The 22,683-nt window shown below is 43.0% G+C and carries 17 protein-coding genes; 7 read left to right on the plus strand and 10 right to left on the minus strand.

All coding sequences use genetic code 11. The features are described from left to right. Position 1: 1 nt before the first annotated feature. The 3 genes from ACIFSR_RS06640 to ACIFSR_RS06650 form a co-directional block, all read right to left on the minus strand. Complete coding sequence (locus ACIFSR_RS06640) at positions 2–655, minus strand: response regulator transcription factor (protein WP_430055984.1); 654 nt, start codon at positions 653–655, stop codon at positions 2–4. Further along, on the minus strand, positions 652–5,733 hold the full coding sequence (locus ACIFSR_RS06645; protein ID WP_430055988.1) for an AAA family ATPase: 5,082 nt from the start codon (positions 5,731–5,733) through the stop codon (positions 652–654). The genes ACIFSR_RS06640 and ACIFSR_RS06645 overlap by 4 nt, the downstream gene beginning before the upstream one ends. A 570-nt stretch (positions 5,734–6,303) precedes the next feature. Further along, complete coding sequence (locus ACIFSR_RS06650) at positions 6,304–7,092, minus strand: arylamine N-acetyltransferase family protein (RefSeq protein ID WP_339206175.1); 789 nt, start codon at positions 7,090–7,092, stop codon at positions 6,304–6,306. A 146-nt stretch (positions 7,093–7,238) separates the two neighbouring features. Here ACIFSR_RS06650 and ACIFSR_RS06655 point away from each other — a divergent pair, with 146 nt between their 5' ends. From ACIFSR_RS06655 to ACIFSR_RS06680, 6 genes are all read left to right on the plus strand, one after another. Then, positions 7,239–7,994: a class I SAM-dependent methyltransferase gene (locus tag ACIFSR_RS06655; RefSeq protein ID WP_430055991.1), complete on the plus strand. Its 756-nt coding sequence runs from the start codon at positions 7,239–7,241 to the stop codon at positions 7,992–7,994. 464 nt (positions 7,995–8,458) lie between these two features. After that, positions 8,459–9,511 (plus strand): LLM class flavin-dependent oxidoreductase, encoded by a 1,053-nt coding sequence (locus tag ACIFSR_RS06660; RefSeq protein ID WP_430056216.1) that lies wholly within the window; start codon positions 8,459–8,461, stop codon positions 9,509–9,511. Between the two features lie 148 nt (positions 9,512–9,659). After that, positions 9,660–10,337, plus strand: coding sequence for a Crp/Fnr family transcriptional regulator (locus ACIFSR_RS06665; RefSeq protein WP_430055994.1), 678 nt, complete (start codon positions 9,660–9,662; stop codon positions 10,335–10,337). A gap of 75 nt (positions 10,338–10,412) precedes the next feature. Next, entirely contained in the window at positions 10,413–10,565 is a 153-nt protein-coding gene (locus tag ACIFSR_RS06670; RefSeq protein WP_339206171.1) for a hypothetical protein, read from the plus strand. A 214-nt stretch (positions 10,566–10,779) separates the two neighbouring features. Then, positions 10,780–11,883: a hypothetical protein gene (locus ACIFSR_RS06675; RefSeq protein WP_430055997.1), complete on the plus strand. Its 1,104-nt coding sequence runs from the start codon at positions 10,780–10,782 to the stop codon at positions 11,881–11,883. A 1,454-nt stretch (positions 11,884–13,337) separates the two neighbouring features. After that, on the plus strand, positions 13,338–13,595 hold the full coding sequence (locus ACIFSR_RS06680) for a carboxymuconolactone decarboxylase family protein (RefSeq protein ID WP_430055999.1): 258 nt from the start codon (positions 13,338–13,340) through the stop codon (positions 13,593–13,595). A gap of 66 nt (positions 13,596–13,661) precedes the next feature. On the opposite strand, the gene ACIFSR_RS06685 is transcribed toward ACIFSR_RS06680, so the two are convergent. From ACIFSR_RS06685 to ACIFSR_RS06710, 6 genes are all read right to left on the minus strand, one after another. Next, positions 13,662–14,993 (minus strand): family 43 glycosylhydrolase, encoded by a 1,332-nt coding sequence (locus ACIFSR_RS06685; RefSeq protein WP_430056001.1) that lies wholly within the window; start codon positions 14,991–14,993, stop codon positions 13,662–13,664. A 207-nt stretch (positions 14,994–15,200) separates the two neighbouring features. Further along, a complete protein-coding gene (locus ACIFSR_RS06690; protein WP_430056004.1) occupies positions 15,201–16,172 on the minus strand; it encodes an N-acetylglucosamine kinase in 972 nt (323 codons plus the stop codon). A gap of 28 nt (positions 16,173–16,200) precedes the next feature. Beyond that, positions 16,201–17,193: a LacI family DNA-binding transcriptional regulator gene (locus ACIFSR_RS06695; protein WP_430056007.1), complete on the minus strand. Its 993-nt coding sequence runs from the start codon at positions 17,191–17,193 to the stop codon at positions 16,201–16,203. 84 nt (positions 17,194–17,277) lie between these two features. Then, entirely contained in the window at positions 17,278–18,618 is a 1,341-nt protein-coding gene (locus ACIFSR_RS06700) for an ABC transporter substrate-binding protein (RefSeq protein ID WP_339206163.1), read from the minus strand. 59 nt (positions 18,619–18,677) lie between these two features. Next, complete coding sequence (locus tag ACIFSR_RS06705) at positions 18,678–19,559, minus strand: carbohydrate ABC transporter permease (RefSeq protein WP_076268609.1); 882 nt, start codon at positions 19,557–19,559, stop codon at positions 18,678–18,680. Beyond that, positions 19,556–20,452, minus strand: coding sequence for a carbohydrate ABC transporter permease (locus ACIFSR_RS06710; protein ID WP_076268610.1), 897 nt, complete (start codon positions 20,450–20,452; stop codon positions 19,556–19,558). The genes ACIFSR_RS06705 and ACIFSR_RS06710 overlap by 4 nt, the downstream gene beginning before the upstream one ends. 551 nt (positions 20,453–21,003) lie before the next feature. Between ACIFSR_RS06710 and ACIFSR_RS06715 the strand changes: the two genes are divergently transcribed. Beyond that, positions 21,004–21,546, plus strand: a complete 543-nt coding sequence (locus ACIFSR_RS06715; protein ID WP_430056012.1) for an NADPH-dependent FMN reductase — start codon at positions 21,004–21,006, stop codon at positions 21,544–21,546. A 96-nt stretch (positions 21,547–21,642) separates the two neighbouring features. On the opposite strand, the gene ACIFSR_RS06720 is transcribed toward ACIFSR_RS06715, so the two are convergent. Further along, complete coding sequence (locus ACIFSR_RS06720) at positions 21,643–22,641, minus strand: LacI family DNA-binding transcriptional regulator (protein WP_339206155.1); 999 nt, start codon at positions 22,639–22,641, stop codon at positions 21,643–21,645. Positions 22,642–22,683: the final 42 nt, after the last annotated feature.

The raw sequence follows: 22,683 nt of genomic DNA on the forward strand, positions 1-22,683 counted from the left end.
ATCAAATCAAGCCTTGCAGGCGAATAATCGCCTGTGCCCGGTCGACAACTTCCAGTTTGCTATAGAGATTGCTGATGTAGTTGCGTGCTGTACCTTCGGCTATGAACAACGCATCAGCAATTTCTCGATTGTTCAGTCCGCGTATAATAAGCTGTGCCAACTTTTTCTCGCGATCTGTCAGCTGGATGTGGCGCTGGCTCGGATTTTGCCATTGCTCGTGATCTTCTGTAAACCTGTTCATCCTCTCAGCCAGTTTGGCTGCAACCGCGGCTGGAAGAATAAACTGCCCGGATATCGTATCACGAATCGCGGCAATCATTTTATCGATGTCCATATCCTTCAGCATATAGCCGCTTGCCCCGTGCGCCATGCCCTCTACAATATAATCCGCGTCTATGAATGTCGTTAAAAACAAAATAAAAATGTTGGGCGAGCTCTGCTTTATTCGTTTTAAAGCGGTGATTCCATCCATAATCGGCATTTGAATGTCCAGCAGCATAAGGTGTGGCTGAAGCGTCTCTGCCATTTCACACGCCTCTTCCCCATTTTTAGCTACGCCAACGATCTCGAAATCATCTTCCAAGTCCAATATGGTTCGAAGTCCTTCCCGTGTCAGCATCTGATCATCGGCAATTACTATCGTTATCTTATTCATTCCCTCTCTCCATTCAAACGTAACTTGTAGGGCAAATCGATTTTTAACAGACAGCCTTGATTTGGCCATGATTCAATAGAGAGGCTTCCGCCCAGCTGTTCCACTCGCTCTTTCATCGCCTTTAACCCAAATCCAAGCGCAATCTCGGGGGCTCCAATTCCGCAATCTTCAAGCCTGAACTGCAAATAGGTGCCGACGGTTTGCAAACTAAAGCGGAATTCCTTGCTCCCCCCATGCCGGATGCCATTGGTTAAGCCTTCTTGCAGCGCATGATAGATCGCCTTCTTATGCGCTGTCGACAACTTCGGCAAAGGCTGAATCACTGCATGAACTTCTACTTCCATATTGCGCTCTGTATCCTGAATGAGCCGATTCAGCATTTGTCCGAGGTCAGCGAACTTGTCCTCCTTCAACATATGGACAGAGCCGCGGATCTCATTCAAGCTATGCCTTGCTAGATCCTGTGCTTCTTTCAGCCGCTGCATGCCGCCCTCCATGTCCTTGTGCAGCAGACGCTTCCCAGCTTCAATCTGAAGGATCGTCGAGGTAAGTGAATGACCGACAATATCATGAATATCATGGGCAATGCGGCTCCGTTCCTCATAAACAGAAGCTTCGGCAAGCGCAGCAGACGTCTCTTGCATCGATCTCTCAAGACTGCGAGTCCGCTCGACGACTTGTGCCTCTAAGTTGTTTTTAAGATATTGTATCCCCGAATATAGCTTAGCGTTTTCTATGGAAATGGCGCACTGGGAGCCGAGCAGCTTCAGAACATCAAGCCGCTGCGGTGTGAAGACGCTCGTCGATAGCTTATTCTCCATATAAAGCAAGCAAATCAGCTTATTCTGATGCATGATAGGCAGACATAAAACCGACTTTAATCCATTATTTTTAACATACGGATTTCGGACGAACATCCCTTCATGGGCTGCATCATGCAGGACAACTTCCTCTTTCGTTCGTGCTGCATAGCCAATAATCGCCGCTGAGGCGATTTCCGATTCCTCCGCAAGGGGCACGGTTTCAATGTGAAGCTCCTCTGCTGTTCCATACGCCTCAACAACCCAATTGTCTTCGTGACCAAAAATAAGTACGCCATATTCCGCACCTGCATTATGAAGCATGATACGCATCAGCGTATCGAGCAAACGATTCATTTCCATTTCGCCCGATAATGCTTGCGCGGACATGACTGCTGAGAGATAATCCACACTTTCAAGGCCCGACTCCCGTCTAATGTGGAGCAGATGCCCATATTTTTGTTCCAGATCAGCCGCTTTTGCAGCCGCCCCCCATTCAATATAAGCTTCATACGCTTCCGTCATATAGATTTTCGCGAGCTGCTGCCTGCCTTGACGAAGGGCAAATTTTGCAAGGCATTCCGCTGCTATTGCAAGATCATGTATATATCCATAAGCACGCGCTGCCTCAATCGACTGCTCAAACAGCTCCTCCGCTTGACGGCTCTTTCGTCTAATCCGCGCCATTTCAGCTTTAATGAGCAAATATTTATGCTTATAGTTTTCTGGACAACGCGAAGTGAGCACTTTCATTCTTTTCATATGTTTCTTAATAGTTGTCAAAAATTCTTTTTGCTCCTGTACGGAAGCATCCTCATAAAGCTGTGCCAGCACTAACGATTCATAAAAATATTGTACGGTGCTCTCATAGTTATCATTCCGCAAAGAAATAATTGCGGCTGCTCTCTTCAAAGCCTCATTTGCTTCCTGATACTGACCAAAAAAATAGCCAGGCAAATAATGAAGCGTGCAAACCAGCTCTTGAATCGTATTAAATTGATCTCCGTGCACCGATCCGGCAAAATCCTCGCTAAAGATATCCGTTTCCATAAATGGATCATTCGGCGCGCGATATCCCGTTAAACGGACAAGGAGATTAGCAAGCAAAACGGCTTGCTTCCAATGAAGCGTATTATTATGGCGCAAAAAATCGCCTGAATGCGCAATTAACCGGTTATAAATATCACTAAGCGGATGACCATATTGCAGTAGAGTTGCACAATTAATTAATACACTTTGATTGCTGTGCCACAGATCTCCCGATTCCAGTCCAACTTTCCCAGCATGCTCGGTAAAGGTCTTCAGCATCATCGGATCAAATTTGCGCCAGCTGTCGTAACAAAGGGTGAATGAAGTAAGCGTCTTAACATGCAGTATAGGGTACGGCTTCGATAATTCACAGGCGAGCATACCCCATTCGAATGCCTCTTTATAATGCCGAAACTGAAAATTCAGGAACATGGCATAACCGACAAAACCGATTGAAGACTCCGGGGCCATGCCGTAATCCAGTGTCATTTCGACCATGGTAAACGTAGTAGCAAGCCAGCCTTTTTGATTTACAAAAAAACTGGCATTACTCGTATAGACCATCGCGGTCATAGCCGCTTTCCGTACTTCATCTGTCATTGGCGGTAGTTGCTGCAGCGATGCTATCGAATGTTTCTTAATTTTCCTTCTGAGCTTTAACCACTGCACAGTCAATTCGAATGTGCTTGGCTCAAAACGAGGGTAAATATCCAATAGCTCCAACGTTTGATGGCCCAAAGAAAGGACCTCGTCGTAATTGTCATTCGTTGCCTCTAATTGAATTTTCATGGTCCAAACGAGCGCTTTATCTAAATTAGTCTCCGCTTTGCTGATCAACAAATTAAATAAACCATCTGCTTTCGCAAAATGACCGCATAAATATTCCGCCTCGGCGCGTTCTCTGAATATTCGGAAGGCAAGCGAGTAGCTGTTTTTCCAACATTCCTCTTCGATAAGGGCAGCAGCATGACGCAAATAGCCTAGTGATGTCTCATATGCGGTCGATTGTTTGGCCTTCAAGGCCGCCTTTAAGTTCAGCTCGGCGAGTTCCAGCTTCTGCTCTAGACGTTCTATTTGTTTCCATGCCTGATTGAAATGATTGACGGCTTCGAATACATTTGCATCTTCAGTGAATGCTACACGGTCCACAAGCAGCGATCCGATTCTCCAATGCAATGCGGGAAGCTCATCCTCGGATACAAGATGATAGGCAGCCTGCTGAATGCGATCATGCTGAAATTGATAAATTTTTCCGTTCCCGAGCTTAACTGGCTGCAATAATTGTTCACGCTCGGCTTTCTCCAGCACTTCTGCAAGCTCCTGCAAGGGTAGATTCGTAATGGGAACAAGCATATCTACATCAAAGCTGGTGCCAAGAACAGCTGCCCGCCCAAGCACATAAACCATCTGATCTGGGAAAAGCTTCATCTTATCCGATATATAATCAGCCGTATTGGCCGGAACGTTCCTTTCAGCAATTAGCTGCAAATCCCACTGCCAGCGCCTGCTCGATTCATCAAACATAACTTGCTCATCATCAACCAAATCCTGAATAAATTGCTTTAGAAAAAAAGGATTGCCTTCCGTCTTATGGAGCAATATAGCAGCCAGCTCATCGGTTTCAGCAGCTTCGCAGCCCATGGTGTCGCTTAGAAGGCTGGTTAAATCAGCGGCTTCCAAAGCCTCCAGATGAATACGGCTGTTCTTTGTGTTGTGCTCTTCAAATTGATTCTCCAAACGGCTCAGCGGATGCAGCGGCGTAATTTCTCCATCCCGATAAGCTAAGATGACGAGTAAATGATTGATGTCCCTATCCTCTAGCAGATAAGCGAGATATTGAAGCGATTCTTCATCCGCCCATTGAAGATCATCAAAGAACAAAACCAACGGGCAGTCCCGGTGAAGGAATAGATGAATAAAACGGCTCAAAATAAGGTGGAAACGGCGCTGTGCTTCCACTGGCGGCAATGAAAGTACCGCTGGCTGCTCTCCAATCAGCAGCTCCAGCTTTGGAACCAATTCAATCAACAGCTGTCCATACCCATTTAGGGCATCTATAATGCGCAGCTTCCAAACCTCTGCCTGCAGCTTGCTCTCCATGAGCATCAGGCTAACCAGTTCATCAATGGCTTGAATCCATACGTCGTAAGGTTTTGCCGTTTGTTGCGGATTGAATTTGCCCGTAACAAAATAAACTTCAAGCGGCATCGACTTTCTAAGCGTTTCATTCACAAAGGACGTTTTCCCTATTCCTCCGTTGCCGCTAACCCAGATAACCTCCGCAGCGCTTAACGACGCTCGCTGCAGTGCATCTTGCAAGCATTGCTGCTCGGAGCGTCTGCCGTAATAATGGCTTGAAGTCCTCCAAAGATCGGAAATATCACGGCTTGCCAGTGCAAAGGCTTCTACTTCTCCTGATAACTGGAATTGATTCAGACATTCTTCCAAGTCCGACTTCAACCCGAATGCACTGATATACCTCGCATCAGGCATCTTCTCCATACACTTGCTTACAATAGCAGATACCATCTCGGGTATAGAGGGATACCTCTTATGCAGAGGTTCAGGCGTGCTGGCAATATGCCGATATATAACATCCATTACATCTTGTGATTCAAAAGGAAGGCTTCCCGACATCCATTCGTATAAGGTGACGCCGAGCGAATAGAAATCAGAGCGGTAATCGGGGATCATTCCCGTTCTGCCCGTCTGTTCTGGAGAGATATAGGACAAAATGAAGTCAGGCCTGCCTGTTGTTAAGGGAAGCTGACTCTTGTTAAGTTCAGTTGAACACATTCGAATATCAATAAACTTCACTTCATAAGTATCGGGATTTGCGATGAGATGAAAGGGGGTTATTTCATTGAGTATTATTTTTTCACGATGTATTTGCATCAGGCTATCTGCTGCCGATACTGCGATAGCCAGCAACGCTTCATGCATAAAAGGGTTATCGCGCGTGCGCAATACCCGATCTAGTGTACTGCCTCCGATATCCTGCAAAATCAGAACAGGTCTGTCAGCTAACATTTCCAGACTGTATGCTTCTAACGTTCCTCGTCCGCCGAGCTTAACGAGCAACTCATACTCATGCTGAAATGCAGCAACCACGTTCGGTCCTGTATAGATGTCACATGTGGTTTTGGCGATAACCGCAATGTTATCCGCTTGGCGAATCATTCTATATAGGTTTATATCATCATAACTGCCTATTTCATCGATCATTTGATAACCTGATATCTCAATCAAGAAGCCGCACTCCCCAGTTGCTAGATATGGAAAGAATTCATTATTTAAATATAGGTAATCAATTAAAGGAAGCCCAGAAGAAATTTAACTTCATTATAGCATTGGCTCATCTACTATGAATACCGCGTTCGTGCTTGGAATAAAAAAACAGACCATCCGATGGAAAGTCTGCTCGTTACATTCACTTAAACATTCGTTTTCGATGATTGCTCCCAATTTTATACCAATATTTAGTATGTTCATCCTTGAATAGTCGAATGCCTACCAATCGGAAAGGCGTCCAAATCTCTCGAAACATGATATACTCAGCCATTGTTTTCACCTCAAAAATAATTCCTATTATCTATTTACCTTTAGCATTTCTATCATTTACATGATACTAATTACCTATAAACAGTATAATCCAAATTCTCCCTTTTATATAGTGAGAGTTGTCATTTTTTTGTCATATGACAACAATCGGTCAGCATATACGTAAAAAATGGGCTATCTCAAAAGTAGATTAATCTACTTTTGAGATAGCCCATTAGTATGATAGAAATATAAAAGATGATCCGATTGCTTAGCATGCTATACGGATATGACAATTCCAAAATATTTACGTAATGCTTCCGCATATTCCTCTTGTGTAGAAGGTGTAACTACCTGAACGCCCTCTGCCGTAAATATACGAAACTCTTCGCCTGCGATCGTATTTCTTCCTTCAGCTGTCCGAATGGCCGCCATCGGCGTGCTCACAAATATCGAATCTTGTGCATGCTCACACCAGTAGGAAGTCATAATGAAATCCTGCGGCAGCTGCGGTTCCTCGGTAAAGGTATAAAGGCGGCTCCATTCCCCCTTCTTCCTCTCCAGCAGCACCCAGCCAAAAAAGGCATCCCGCTCCAGCTGATACGCTTCATCCTTTTGCTCATGGATGACATTTTCAGCCAAAAGAATCGGGTTTCGTGGTGCAATACCGCCTACTCCCACATCGCATAGATACGGCTTTCCTTCAGCTAATACCTGTAAAATATGATGCCTGCGTTTTGGCGGCGTCTGTGTCTCATCACGCCAGAACCGGGCAAAATAGTTCGTCACGTTAAAGCCGAGCTCGGCTAACAACCAACCAAACAGTGCATTCAACTCAAAGCAATAGCCGCCGCGATGCCTTGTAACGATTTTATTGAACAGATCAGGAATTTCCAATGATAGCGGAACCCGATTTATAATATCTAAGTTTTCGTAAGGTACGGTATGTACATGGCAGTTCTGGAGCTCCGTGAGTGTTGCCAAACTGTTGTCGATCGGGCCGTTATAACCTATTCGTTCAAGATACGCCAATACTTCAGGTTTCCATTGCTTGTGGTCAACTACCATTTTATCTACCCCTCGCTGATCGTAGACTTGTTATTTATTTCATCATATCTTCCTGCATCGACTAATGGCAAGACAAGAGCTACAATTAAAGAAAATCAGTAAAATTATTGTATTCAAAATAAATCATTTACGGGAGGCTATTTATTTTGGGGACAAAAGATAACTTTACGGGCAAAGCCACGATTTACTCCGAATACCGTTCCAATTATCCAATGGCTTATATGAACTACCTTATTCAGAGCAATAACCTATCACCGGATCATACTGTAGCTGATATTGGTTCCGGCACTGGAATACTTACGAAGCAGCTGCTGGATCAAGATTTAAAGGTCATTGCCATTGAGCCTAATGAGGATATGAGATCCACCGCAGAAAAAGAATTAAATCATTATGCTAAGTTTACCTCCATAAATGGTGCTGCTGAGCATACGCCGCTGCAAGGCCAAAGCATTGATTTAATTACGGTTGCCCAAGCCTTTCATTGGTTTGACAAGGAGCAGTTTAAGCTGGAGTGCCAAAGAATACTAAAACCAGATGCTAACGTTGCCTTAGTGTGGAATAGCAGAGATGCTTCAAGCGAGCTCGTTATTGAAAACGCAGCGATCTGCCAAAAGTATTGCCCTGCATTTAAAGGATTTAGCGGCGGTATCGATAAGACTCCTGACGTGTATGAGCAGTTTTTCCGGAACGGGAGCTATGAATTCAAAGTATTTGAATACCATTTGGAGTTTGATTTAGACCGTTTTATTGGACGAAATTTATCCGGTTCCTATGCGCCAAAAGAGACTGATGAACAATATGAACCATTTATTCAATCCCTCTCCGAGCTGTATGCAAAATACAGCAAAAACGATGTGCTTATCATGCCGAATCTGACACGCAGCTATATGGGTAACGTCTAATTCGAGTAATAACGTTCTGCTATATAGCTGAAAGGGCTGTCCCAAAAGTAGAAATCTACATTTGGAACAGCCCTTGTTATGTTTATGGAGGCTTAGACAAAACGCATGCCTGAGTGAATCGCTGTTAACTATGTGCTCCTTTGCCCGGAATTTGTATTGGATTTATCGCTAACGAACCTAGCAGCTCTTATTTAATCGATTCGTAATGGATTAAATATGTAACGAACTCCAGCGTCGCTATTTTGAGAAAAACAGCTCCTAACCCCTCATACAGCATGCCATAACGTTAATCAGGTTCGTTAAAATTTAAAAGATGCCGTTTTCTGCCTAATAAGCATATTACGATTCGTTAGAGAAGTAATCAACCGAAATTATCTGCTTACTAAATTTGAGAAACCATAAAAAATTGAGTAAACTATAGGTAATAAAGGAGGCGTATGCTTATGGCCAATTTGGCAGCAAACATGGAAATTGGAATTAGTACTTTTTTGGAAACGACACCGGACCCGGTGACAGGAGCAATCATGAGCCATGCTGAACGTCTGCGCAATGCGGTTGAGGAGATTGTGCTCGCAGACCAAGTTGGACTAGATGTTTATGGTATTGGAGAGCATCACCGTGCTGATTACGCTGGCACTGCGCCTGCGGTTGTACTGGCAGCAGCAGCTCCTATGACCAAAAATATTAGACTCACTAGCGCCGTTACCGTTCTGTCCTCAGACGACCCGGTTCGTGTATTTCAACAGTTTTCCACACTCGATGGCCTCTCGAACGGCAGAGCCGAGATTATGGCAGGGCGGGGATCGTTTATTGAATCCTTCCCGCTATTTGGGTACAGCTTAGAAGATTATGATGAATTGTTTGAAGAGAAGCTAGAGCTGCTTCTTGCTATCAGAGATTCCGAAAAGGTCAATTGGCGCGGTGGACATCGTCCTGCTATTCATAATCTACCTGTATACCCGCGGCCAGTTCAGAGCCCGCTTCCCGTTTGGATCGCAAGCGGCGGCAACGCACAATCTGCAATTCGCGCAGGCTTGCTCGGCCTTCCTATCGCCTTCGCTATTATTGGCGGGATGCCTGAAAATTTCGCACCGCTGGTCGATCTTTACAAGGAAGCAGCTGCAAAAGCTGGCCATGATCCTAGCAAGCTGCAAATCGCCACACATTCGCACGGTTTTGTTGGCGAAACAACGGAGCAGGCAGCCGATTTATTTTTCCCGCCGACTCAGGCACAGATGAATGTCATTGGACGTGAACGCGGCTGGGGGCAGCATTACAGCCGTGCAGCTTATGACTCTGCCCGCAGCCTTCGAGGCGCTCTATATGTGGGTGATTCTGAATATGTTGCAGAGAAGATTCTTTTGCTACGCAAAAATCTAGGCGTCACTCGATTCTTCCTGCATGTGAATGTAGGTACGATGCCGCACCGCGAGGTACTGCGAGCCATTGAACTGCTTGGCACCAAGGTCGCCCCCATTGTACGCAAGGAGCTTGCAAGAAGCGAAGGAAAGCAATAAAAAAGATAGCCATTATCAAAAAATTGAAGTGTGCGAGCCTGAGATGGCCAGTGCACTTCTTTTTTTAGGTTGGGTAAATCTTCTAATAAAAGGAAAAACAAAAAAGACAGAGAAATAGTACACAATCCGTCACTTAAGGAGCTTGTGTATGAATCATCTTTCTCGCAAAAAAATACAGCAAATTCAGCATATGTTTCCCTCATTCGCCCATCTTCCTGCTGAGAGCTGGGAAGCTGCACAGCTATTATCCATTAATCCGGCTACCTCGCATTCCATTCGCGAAGGCCATATTTTACAGCATGCAATGTTTATTGTCAGCGGTCAAATTCGAGTGTTTAAGCTGAGTCAAACAGGCAGAGAGATCACTTTATACCGGGTGCATAGCGGTCAGTGCTGCGTCCTTATAATGGCAAGCATACTAGGTGAGACTGAATATGAAGCATCGGTTGCCATAGAGGAGGAGACGGACGTGTTGCTGCTGCCTGTTTCCGTATTTCGAGACTGGATGAACACGATCAAACCCATTCGGCAATATTTTTATAAACAATTTATTGATCGAATGACGAATGTGACAAAGCTGTTGGAAAATATCGCTTTTCAGCCTCTCCCTTATCGCATTGCGGACTATTTAATTTCAGAATTTGTGAAGGGTGATTGCTTGCGGCTTACTCATGAACAGCTAGCTATAGAAATTGGGACATCACGCGAGGTCATTACCCGCATTTTAAAAAGCTTTGCGGAGCAAGGAGCGATTGAATTAAGCAGAGGAAAAATCATCATATTGGATCGCGGCATCTTAAACCGTATAATAAAACAGCATTTGTGACAATGTCACTGAGATTTGAATCGCTCTTCCCTACAATTAATAAGGAATCAATCCTATTTAACGGGAGGGTACAGGATGACCCATTATTACGATCGTTCGAATTTAAGCCGGATTCCAGAGTTGATTAAGCTCGTTCCACAGGCTGCAGGTTCCTTTTTAGCTTTTGAAAAAGACGTTTATCTTGCTTCTGATGCCATACCTGAACCTTCTTTTATAGTATCGGCTTGATATGGTTTATTTTTCATCTAAGTCATGCTATTTTCGACATTTTTCGTATAAACCTAAACTAGAACTTAGGACTTTTTTTCTTCTTCAGCAAACACTAAGGCCCAAAATCCCTATTTTAAACATTTATTACATATATTATAATTTTTGGTATTATAAAAAATATGATATGGGAGTGTTGAATGGAAAGATAGGTAAAATGAAAAGGAAATTTCTAATGGTTATACTAACTTTGGCTATGCTCTTTAGTTTGCCACTACTCGTATTTGCAGAGTCTAAAACTTTTTCAAACTCAACTTATACAAATTGGGATAAGCCATACACCGGCACTTACAATGCGTATAAGTACACAACATCCAATAAAAATTACGTTCATGCTGATGTCAAATTTAAATACAACAGCACTCAAAAAACAAATATGTTAAACACTAATTATTACCCAACAGTAGAGATAAAATTAGATAGTGTAAACCCTAAATTACAAGGACTTTATTATAGTACCACTATGCCAGATGCTAAACTAGATACAGATAATTGTTCATATAGTACATTTTCAGCCATTTGTGAAATTGAGGCAGCTTCTAAGACTCCAAATGATATTGTAGCTGGAACAGAATATCAATTAAGTACTGAATGGCAATATATTAGCTCTTATAATGTTTCTACAGAACCATATTTAATAGCATACTCATCTCAAAGTAGAGAACCTACAACTGCAGAATGTTTGATTGGGCAATGTGAACTAAATACAGTAAGTAATACATTTGATTCATTAGCTGGTTTTCATATCCCATCAGACATTACAAGTGGAAGTTGGACAGCAACAACGACTACCTTAGCTACTGACTCAATTCAAACGAACACAACTCAAATTGAGAGTAAAACTTTGATAGAGAATCCAGAGTATACAGCTATCGAAAACAAGATACAATTGGATGAATTCGCAGCTGAGGTGAATGACAATATAAGAGAACTTAAGGGTAATGAACTTTCAGAGTTTATTATTACTTTTAACAGACCTTTATCAAGTGAAGAAGTCAAAGAATATTTAGATGATATTTCGAGTGTATTATTGTATGGAAGAGGTATTAACTCAAATAGTGAACGTGTAACTATTGGTCAAGTACTACTGTCTGATTCAGTGTTTGATGCAATAGAAAGTGATACAAGTTATGAATTTAAAGGCTATATACAATTACAAGGTGTGGCAAGTAAAGAAGTTTTAGAAAAATTGGTAGATGATTCGAATGTGTATTCAGTTGAAGTTGCTAAAGGTACAATTCCAATGGGATTATATTGGAAGCTAGAAAATAGTAAATAATAATCTTAAGCCTGGAGACTTGTCTTCAGGCTTAATAATTTTTGTAAATGTGGTATAATATATACTAAACAAACAGGGGTAAGGTGGTGAGTCATATCAAAGTTGGTCACTATAAAAGGATAATTGGAATCCTTACATGTTTGACAGGTTTACTCTATATTCCTAGTGTATTGAAATGGCTTTGGAATAGTGATTCAACTATGAGCGACCTCTCAGTTAGCTTAGTATGGAGTTTCGTTTGTGTTTTTATTGGTATTGCTTTATGCTCTAAGGACTGGAGTAATCTTCATGTTGCTTTTTTAGTGATCAATTTAATTTATCACTTGATTTGGAGTTACTTAATAATTGATCAAGTCCTACATCTTCCTAACAAGCAACTCCAATACTTACCTTACTACATTCATATCGTATTAGTAGTAGGTTGTGGAGCGTATTTTATTATTTATAACAACAAAAAAAATACAGTTTAACAATAGTATCAAGTCAATAAGTCTAGTGTATTCTAGGCTTTTTATTTTGCGATCTATTATTACTTTTTATAATTTTAATAGGTGTAATAAACTTAAGGCTCTTCGCTCTATTACGTGGGTAAGCAGAATTTTGCTCCGATGATAGAACGATTTGACTTGGAGCCTCTGCGGCATGAGTAGTCGCGCCAAAGAAGAAACAGTCATTACAATATTTTCATGTTTCGGTCCCCAAACATATTCATTACTATAAATAGGTTCCTTGCCCTTAGTCTTATTGAGCTTTTGTATTAATCGAAACTGTTCTTGAAGAGAACATGCTAACTGAATATCTTCCTCTGAAAACGTTTGACTCGCAAGCAAATTAGTTAGTTCACTTTGCAGAAGTGGAATTTTCTTTGTTTGGTCTAATGTTTCAACTGCAATTCGTTCTATGTCTGATGGATTTAAATTTTCATACACTTGACCTGTAATACCAAGAACTTGATTATTTGCTAGAACATATTCTTCAAGTCTTATAAAATCTCCAGCTGCATTTTTTTAAATTCAATTTGTTGGTCAGAAGCTCTCTCTATTTCTGGCAAAATAGTTCTGTGTAGTTCCTGCTTGCCAATACCAACGGATAAAACCATTTTTTTAACTTTTTAACATTTGCAATAACAGAGTTTCCTCTAATGACACCTAGTAAACGTTCAGCTTTCCCAGCTACATTTAATGAATCGAATTCATCTAAATGGGGGCTATCTGGCTTATAGTTTTTCTAGTGTTTTTGTGTTGCAATCGACCAGTAACCCTCTCTTAGTTTGTCCATTATCATTTCCTCCGTAATTAAAAGTTACTAAATGAATTTATTAATATATTATATTAGATATCTCCAATTCCGACTTCAATTCTTCAACTGCGTTTCCACTAATAATAATCTTTGGGGAAATTTCAATAGTCATGTAAAACAAACCCTCTTTCTTAGAATCTTACAATCCGACAAAAATGAAAGAGCTCATTGCTGTAGCCGTTGCTCATGTGACCGGATGCCCCTATTGCATTGATGTGCATGTGAAGAAATGCAAGGAGCTAGGAGGCACACGGGAGGAAATAATAGAGGCCGTTTTGGTTGCAGCATCCACAAGAGCAGGCGCCATTCTCAGCCATGCGACCCATGCCTTAATCTCATTTGAAGAAGATGATAACAAACGATCACGCAAGGAAGCAGAGCAATCATCCTCAGCGCCTGACTGTTTCTGTTAAGTTTATTTCTTCAAATTAAAAAGCAGCAGCCCCCATTTGTTGTCGCGGGGGCTGCTGCATATTCCCTCAATCCAGAAACGGACTAACCGTTATGCTCACGACACTAATCTCGCCATTGCCGCCTGTGAGCCTAATGATATTGTCATCACCTGGCTCTAGCTGAACGGTAATGCTGGCAAGGCCGCTATAGTCCAGCAGACTTCCTGTCGACAGTGCATTAAGCAAGGAATAATCATGACCATTCACGGTCAGGTTTAGTTTGGCGAGTCGCTCTGCCGTTGCATAACGAATATGAATGGCCGCTCTTCCGCCTTTTTCTCCGTTGATAGCTTGAAACTCACAATAAGAGCCCTCAATATCCAAACGATTAACGACACTTTCTCCTTGCTCGTTTGTTTCAACAACCGCTCCTCCGTCCACACGGCTGGCAGAGTAGGTTTTCTGATTTGTGTTAGGAGCCGGAGCATCCCCTACAGGCTTGACGCCTTCTTTGGTTTGAACGACGGTCTGGATCGTTCCATCTTCATTAAAATACAAATAATCAATACACATGCTTCTTAAATTGCCTTGGCCCGAAATTTCCTGATTGTGATAAAACAAATACCACTGCCCCTTAAACTCCGCCACAGAACCGTGAGTAGTCGAGCATCCAGTCGGCTCTAGAAAAATACCTCTATATGTCCATGGTCCAAGCGGATGCTTGCTGGTAGCATATCTCATGCGGTTGTTTCCATCTAAATTATCGGCGTAGGTCAGATAGTAGAGATCTGCCCTTTTGAAAACCCAAGCCGCCTCATGAAAATCCTCCAGTCCTTCCATCTCGCGCATCTCGCCGTTAATGGACATCATATCGTCGTTCAGCTCGCCGCCCTCGCATCTGCTGCCCCCGCCATAATACATATAAGCACGTCCATCATCATCAACGAGCACGCATGGATCAATGAGTGCAAATCCGCCCAGTCCCGAGATATAACCTTGATCCTTAAAACCGCTTCCTGGTTTTTGACTCGTCGCCACACCGATTTTCCATGTATCATTCCAATTTGACCCGCTGGGATGCGGGTAATAGAAATAATAGGTTCCGTTCTTGTAGGCACAATCGGGCGCCCACATGAAGCCGCCTTCCGGCCTGCCCCATGCTACATCGTCTGAACGAAGAATTTCACCCTCATCCAACCAATTGACCATATCGGAAGAGGAGTACACATGGTATCGATCCATTAAATCACAGCCTCTTGCCGGATCCATATCATGTGAAGCATAAATATAAACCTTGCCGTCCTCCCAAACATGAGCAGAAGGGTCAGCCGTATATATTGTAGTTATTATCGGATTTTGAGATGTTAACTTCACATGTTTACGTTCTACTGGAATACCTTCATTTTTTATCATGTTCATCTATTCCTCGCTCTCCAGCCTATATTTTATAAACTTAACCAAATGATTAGCTTACTCCAGCATAACTCGACTTACCTATACGTCACCATGAGACGATATTAAACAATCTAGTCGATTTGAATAGCATCTTCATATGCCACGTTCATTACATTTGTTTTAAAAAGCCAAATAAAAAAAGAGCACCATCAACGGTGCCCTCCAAAAAAATCAATAACTATATTCCGACACGGATCTTAAACGGTCGTAGACTTCCCACGGCAGCGTATTCCCTTCAGCTTCAAAAGCAAGCCACACCGCTCCGACAACCGGTTCAATCTCGAGCTTAACTAATGATGCATCTGGAGCACAGCTTTTGACAGCTTGTTCAATATACGGGTGAATAAAACTTGCCTCTCCCCTAGTAAGTACGCTGCCAGCAAGGACAACATCGAACTTGTCCGCCTCCATCCTCAGACGTTGAATGACAGCCCGCGCCGACTTGCCCAGCTCCTCCCCCTGCACTCGCAAAATCGTTAATGCAACCTCATCTCCCTGTTCTGCTGCTTGAAACAGCAGCTTCACTGTTCTAAGCGGGGGTGTTTTATCGTGATTCAAATAATCGTTGAACATGCTCTCCACACTGTCGTAGCCTTGGTCCTGCAGGAGGAGGTTCGTCAATATAGTCGGCCGCTCGCGCCCATCCCAAGCCCGAATAACCGAGCGGAAAGCTTCAATGCCTAAGTCGCTGCCACCGCCGAAATCTCCGAAAGCATAAGAGAAGCCTCCGCACTGATAAAACTCATTCCGAGAGTTAACGCCCGCGCTGTTCGTCCCAGCACCACAAATCAGTACAACGCCATACGGCTGATCCGTTCCCGCTCGAAGAGCTATCGCTGTATCGCAATTCACTTCATGCTTTGCAAATCCCAGTTCTGCGATCATAGGTCTCAATATTTCATAATCCGCTTCCCTGTCAGCACCAGCCAATCCAAAATAAGCGAACTGAATGTCACTGTGGACTACATTTGCTTCTTGTAATGCCATCTCAACCGATTCGCGTATGTTGCGTTTGGCCGCCTCATAATCAACCTGATGATTGCCGTTCCCGCTATTCCCTTTTCCTACAATTCTGCCCGACTCATCTGCAATCAGCGTGTACGTCTTGCTGCCGCCGCCATCTACACCCAAGTAATATTTCAACGGATACACTCCCTTGATTTCATGTTTGTTATTGCCTCAAAGAAGTTGTCTCCCGAATAACCAGCTCAGGGCTCAATTGAACAGTGACATTTCTTTTGGCTGCACCGCTTATGCTCTTCAGCAGCAGTTCAACCCCCATCCTTCCAATTTGCGCGGCCGGCTGGCGCATCGTCGTCAGCTTCGGGTGAAACTCCGTGGCAAGAATCTGATCATCAAATCCAATGATCGAAATTTGCTGAGGTATCCGAATTCCTTCAATTATAAAAGCATTCATAGCGCCGAGCGCCATATTATCATCGGACGCAAATACCGCAGTCGGCAGTCTGCCAGCGTCCATCCAGCTTCGAGCAATTCGATAACCCGTAGATATTTCAAAATCTCCGCGCTCCACACAAAAGGGTGCTATGCCCGCTTCTTCCAATGCGGCATGGTATCCTCGTTCACGCTCTCGACTGCTCAGAAACAGCTCTGGACCACTAATATGCGCGATATCCCTATGCCCCAAATCGATTAAATGTTTGGTTGCTTCATATCCACCATAAAAGTTGTCTACGATGACAGAGGTTGCTGGCGAATTCATCTGCTGATTATCGAGCATGACAAATGGAATTCGGTTTCTCTTAAGCTCTAGTACGTACTCATCCTCACGTATGGGCGACAATAAGATGACGCCATCGACACGGCCTTCCTGAAACAATGATCGATGGATGTGATCATCCTCTTCTGTTGAAATCGATAATGCAAGAAAATAGCCGTTTTCCGCAAGCCGATCATTAACCTCCTTCACGACCGCATCGAGAAACGAGTCATGTAAAGTTGTTAACGCTAGTCCGATTATGCCTGTTTTTCCTCTTGCAAGACTCCTTGCAGACGCATTAGGGTGATAATCAAGCTCCTTCATAGCCTGAAGAACCCGCTCCCGGTTGCTCTTTCTGACACTTGGCAAATTGTTTAATACCCTTGATACCGTCACAATGGATAATCCTGATTTTTTGGCAACGTCCACAATGCTTACCTTCATAAGAACGCCTTCCTCAGACTAGTAGTAATCATGCTTTGTATAAAATGGAGGGGAGCAGCCTAAATCGCCCCTCCCCTTGACCCATTATTTATTCACTCTTGCCAAAAGATCCTTCAGCTTCTGTTCAATGACTGGCAGCACATCCTCAACCTTCTGCTTTCCGTTCTCTACACCAGAAAGTTCATTGATGAACAGCTCATTGATTTGAGAGTAATTGGAAATCAGATGATTGTACGATTCGAAGCCATATTTATAAGCACCTTCGAATACTTGCTTAATGCCTGCTGGATCGATGCCTTCAAAGTTGCTGTAATACTTTTCTGCAGCTGCTTGGTTGACCGGAGGATTGCCTCCGCTAAGCTCGATCGATTTCTCTTGAATTTCAGTTGTAACCAAGAACTTAATCCACTCCGCAGCTTCCTTCGGATGCTTCGAATCCTTAAGTACAAATAATGGATCCACGTAAAGCACGCTTCGTACATCGCCTTTTGGACTTACTGGAACCGCAGCAACACCTACTTTAAAGTTGAAATCTGCAGCGGCAGCAAGGCTCCATGAACCAACTACAGACATCGCGATTTTACCCGATAGGAACGGATCACCGAATTGCCCGGATACGGATTGGGAGAATGCTGGCGTTGGCGACACTTTTAAATCATGAATGAGACCATAAAGTGTTTTGTAGGCATCAATTACATCAGGCTTAGTCAGATTGATCTCTGTAGGTTTGCCGCCATTTGTCCATGTATCATCGGAATAAACATTCGCACCGAAGTATTGAGGACGCTGGTCGCGCTCACCAAATCCAAAGTCGACGCCATATTGAGCTTCCTCCAAATTTTCAGAGTCTACGGTCAGCTTCTTCGCATATTCGACCATTTTGTCGAATGTCCAGCTTTTATCCTCGTAATCAGTTGGAGGGTATGGAAGTCCCGCTTTATCAAAAAGATCCTTGTTGTACAGCATGACGGTCACGTAGCTATTTAACGGAATACCATAGGTTTTACCGTCAACCTTGTAGATGTTCATTACATCTTCCGGAATATTGTAGTCCGCTGCTTTGAAGTCTTCAAAATAAGGGGTCATATCCATCAGCATATCTTTGTTGTAATATTCCATAAAACCGCCATAGCCCCAGTGAGAGGTTACGTCCGGCGCATTTTTCGCAGCAATGGACGATTGCAGCTTAGAATCAAACTGTTCATAAGGTGCTTTAGTCACTTTTACTTTGATGTTCGGATGTTTTGCTTCAAACTCTGGAATCAGCTTCTCTACAAACGTTCTGTCCGGCGAGTCAATCGTATAATGCGTGATCGTTACCTGTTTTTCTTTACCGGAACCCTCGTTTCCGCCGTTTGAGCAAGCGGTTGCAAACATCGATAATGCGAGAATAGCGGTAATGGATAACCATTTCTTGTTCTTCATTCTAATTTCCCCCTTGGTTTTATTAGATTTCATACAAGCAAGCTAAAACGCTTAAAAAACTATTTAATGCCTGTAAGTACGATTCCCTCAACGAATCTCTTCTGTGCTACCGCAAACAACACGATAATTGGCAGTACGGAAAGAATCGAAGCGGCCATCAGTAAATTCCAAGGCGCTAAACGAAACTTCGATGACAGCATAGCGGCCATCCCTACTGGAAGCGTGAAGTTCTCCTGCGAGTCTAAGTAAAGTACAGGGGTGAGCAGGTCATTCCAACTCCAAATGAATGAAAATATAGCAACCGTAGCGAGCGCTGGTCCTGCTAAAGGCAGCGTAATATTCCAGTACAGTCTGAACTCACTGCAGCCGTCAATCCGGCCGGCGTTATAAAGCTCGTCAGGCAACGTAGAGAAAAATTGACGCAATAAAAAAATCATATAAGCTGACCCAAAGAAAGCGGGCAGAATAAGCGGCAATAAAGAATCATGCAGTCCAAGATTCATAAATAATAGGAACTGCGGAATCATAATCGCTGGATAAGGAAGCATCAATGTGCTGAGCACTAGCATGAACATAAGCCCGCTGCCTTTTCCCTTATATCTAGCAAATCCAAAGGCAACGAATGATGAAGAAAGCACCGTTCCAATAACTGTGAATATGCCAACAATCAAGCTGTTCTTATATTGCTGTCCGAATTTAATTTCGGTATTGGTAAACAATTCACGGAAATTTTCCCACGCAAACACTTTTGGAATAATTGTTGGGGGAAACATAAGCATTTCTTTCGTCGTCTTCAGGGATGTCGAGAGCATAAACCAAACCGGTGACAGCATCGTAATTGTTACCGCTAATAAAATAAGAAATCCGACAATTTGCGAAAGCTTTAGCTTTCTTTTGACAATAATCCGCTTTGAGCTCGCGTCATGGGTCACTTCACTCATTTACTGCCCCCTCCTTCGTAGTAAACGTAACGTTTCGACGTCCTCATGATAAAGTAGGTGACAACGAGTACTGCAACGAGAAGGATCCAGGCCATGGTAGACGCGTATCCGTAGCGGAAATTTTTGAACGCATTGATGTAAATGTTGTACACGTAAAACCATGTAGAGTAGTTCGGTCCACCACGCGTGATGGTATAGGCCTGTGTAAACACTTGGAAGGATTCAATGACACCGATGATAAGCTGGAACAGAAAAACGGGCGAAATCATTGGAAAGGTTACGTTCCAAAATGTTTTCCACCGGCCAGCACCGTCGAGCCTTGCTGCCTCCAGCAGATGAGCCGGCACACCTTGGAGCCCTGCTAGGAAAATAAGCATGCCTGCGCCGAGTCCCCAGAACGACATAATGATGAGCGCCCACAAAGCGTAATTCTCATCCAGAAACCAGTGGATGGGGTCAATTCCGAAAAAAGATAATCCATAGTTGAACAATCCCGCCTGTGGATTAAACACCCAAAACCATAACAAGGCCATGGATACGCCTGAAATCATACTTGGAAAATACATCGCTGTTCGGAAAAAGCCGTTAAAAGGAATTTTCTGATTAATCAAGATTGCAAACATAAGTGATAAAAACAACGTAATAGGAACACTAATAAGCGTGTACTTGAGCGTAACCATTATCGAATTATAAAACTGTTCATCCTGAAAGAGCTCTTTGAAATTGTTCAATCCCACGAAAACAGGCGGGTTAATAATATCGTAGTCTGTGAAGCTGTAGTACAATGATGCGCCTACTGGATATAAAGCAAATATGAGAAAACCAATAATCCATGGCGAAATAAATAAATAAAAGTGTTTGTTTTCCCGTCTCTGAAATTTGCTGTTCTTCAGTAAAACCGCCCCCTTCCATTTGGTTTCCTATTCCTTTTGGCCTTAAAAGAAGCAAATTTAAAAAACTCTTAATTGCTCTCTTGTATGTCCCCTTTTTTCCACCATTACTTTGCTTCTGCATTTCTTCGAAATCGCTTTTCAAATCACCTCTTTTTCTCTCTGTTATTGCTTTTCATTCACGAAAGTTAAACCGCTTTAATATTCAACATGAGTTTATACCGACATTCAAAATATGTCAATTAATATTTTTTTTGTTTATTATGGATTATAAATTCCCTTGACTTAGTACAAAAACGTACGGTTTCTGTTATTGTCTTTACTTGTCTCTTATAAGTATCAAACGTAAATTTTGTCGTATATTTTGTTTAAACGTTTAAACTTTATTATGTGAAAGCGCTATTCAATTATCGGGTTTTATTTTAATATAGGCAGAAGTTATTTAAAAACTCGTGCTTAAATGAGATAATAAATATGAATGCGACTGTTTATCATAATACACGGCAACTCCATATCGAGGGCTTAATATCATAGAAGAAAAGAGATGAAGTGGGATGAATAAGGAAATTAAAATCTTGGCTATTTCGGGGAGTCTTCGTCAAAACTCCTCAAATACATCGCTAATGAAGGCTGTCATCGGATTAGCCCCCGCAAACATGGAATTTACTATCTATGGCGGGTTAGGCGACCTTCCGCATTTCAACCCTGACATGGATATAGATGAAGGACCGGTGCCTGTCAGAGAGCTGAGAGCACTTCTTGAGGAAACGGATGGCGTGCTTATATGTACACCCGAATATGGAAACGGTGTGCCTGGCGTTTTAAAAAACGCGTTGGACTGGCTTGTATCCACAACGGCGTTTATGAATAAACCTACAGCGGTAATTAGTGCCTCACCTACTCCAATGGGCGGGGACAAAGCTCATGCTTCACTTTTGCTTACCCTTAAAATGATTAATGCTGATATTGTTGAGGGCGGGACATTAATTATTCCGCATATTACTTTGAAGCTAAATAAAGAAGGCATTATTACCGATTCCCAATTAAAGCAGGAGTTAATAACCGCGCTTCAATCACTTGAGCAGGCTTGCTACTAGAATTAATAGCGACTCAGCCAAGATAAAAAGAAAAAGCCAGCGCAATCACTATAGAAATAGTAATTGCGCTGGCTCTTTTGCTCGTTATTCTTAAACTTAACGCCCTCTTGGCGCTCCCGTCGATTTCCTCACCATTAACTCCGGATCAAACTCCATAATCGTATTTCTTTTTGGAGAATCCTTGATTAGCTTCAGCAAAATATCAACACCCTGCCGCCCAATTTTCTCAAATGGCAAACGGATGGTTGTCAGCGCAGGATGGAATTCTTCCGCATAGATCTGATCATCGAAACCTACGACGGATACATCTTGAGGAATGCGAACCCCTTCATTTTTGAACGCGTCCATTACGCCTAGTGCCATAAAGTCATCTGCTGCGAATACAGCTGTAGGCAGCTTGCCTGCATCGATCCAGCGCTTGGCAATGGCGTAGCCTGAAGGAATATCAAACGATCCTTGCTCCACTTCAAAAGGCTGCAAACCTGCTTCTTCGAGCGCGAACAGAAACCCTCTCTCACGCTCACGGCTGCTCAGAAACGGATCTGGCCCGCTAATATGAGCGATTTCGGTATGTCCAAGGTCGATGAGATGTTTGGTTGCATCATATCCGCCTTTGAAATTATTAACAATAACAGAAGGAACCGTCGGATTGCGCTGCTGGTTATCAAGGATGACAAAAGGAATTTTCCGCTTCTTCAGCTCCATCACATATATATCTGCATTAATTGGCGAGAGCAAAATAACTCCATCTACACGGTCCTCTTGAAACATCGAACGATCAAATGAATCCTCGTCCCCCTGCGAGATGGAGAGTGCCAGAAAATAACCCTGCTCTGCCAAGCTATCATTAATTTCTTTGACTACAGCGTCAAGAACAGTATCATGCAATGTCGTCAAAGTTAGACCGATAATACCGGTTTTGCCGCTTGCAAGACTACGGGCTGAGGCGTTCGGATGATAGTCCAGGTCCTTCATGGCCTGCAACACTTTTTCTTTATTTTTCTGGCGCACGGATGTCGACTTATTAAGAACTCGGGATACCGTTACAACCGACAATCCTGACTTCTTGGCAACATCGAATATACTAACCTTCATTGATGAACCGCTCCTGTTAAACGCAATTTACATAAACATAAC

Source organism: Paenibacillus sp. NRS-1760 (assembly GCF_050467785.1).
In the GTDB taxonomy this organism is placed as follows: Bacteria; Bacillota; Bacilli; order Paenibacillales; family Paenibacillaceae; genus Pristimantibacillus.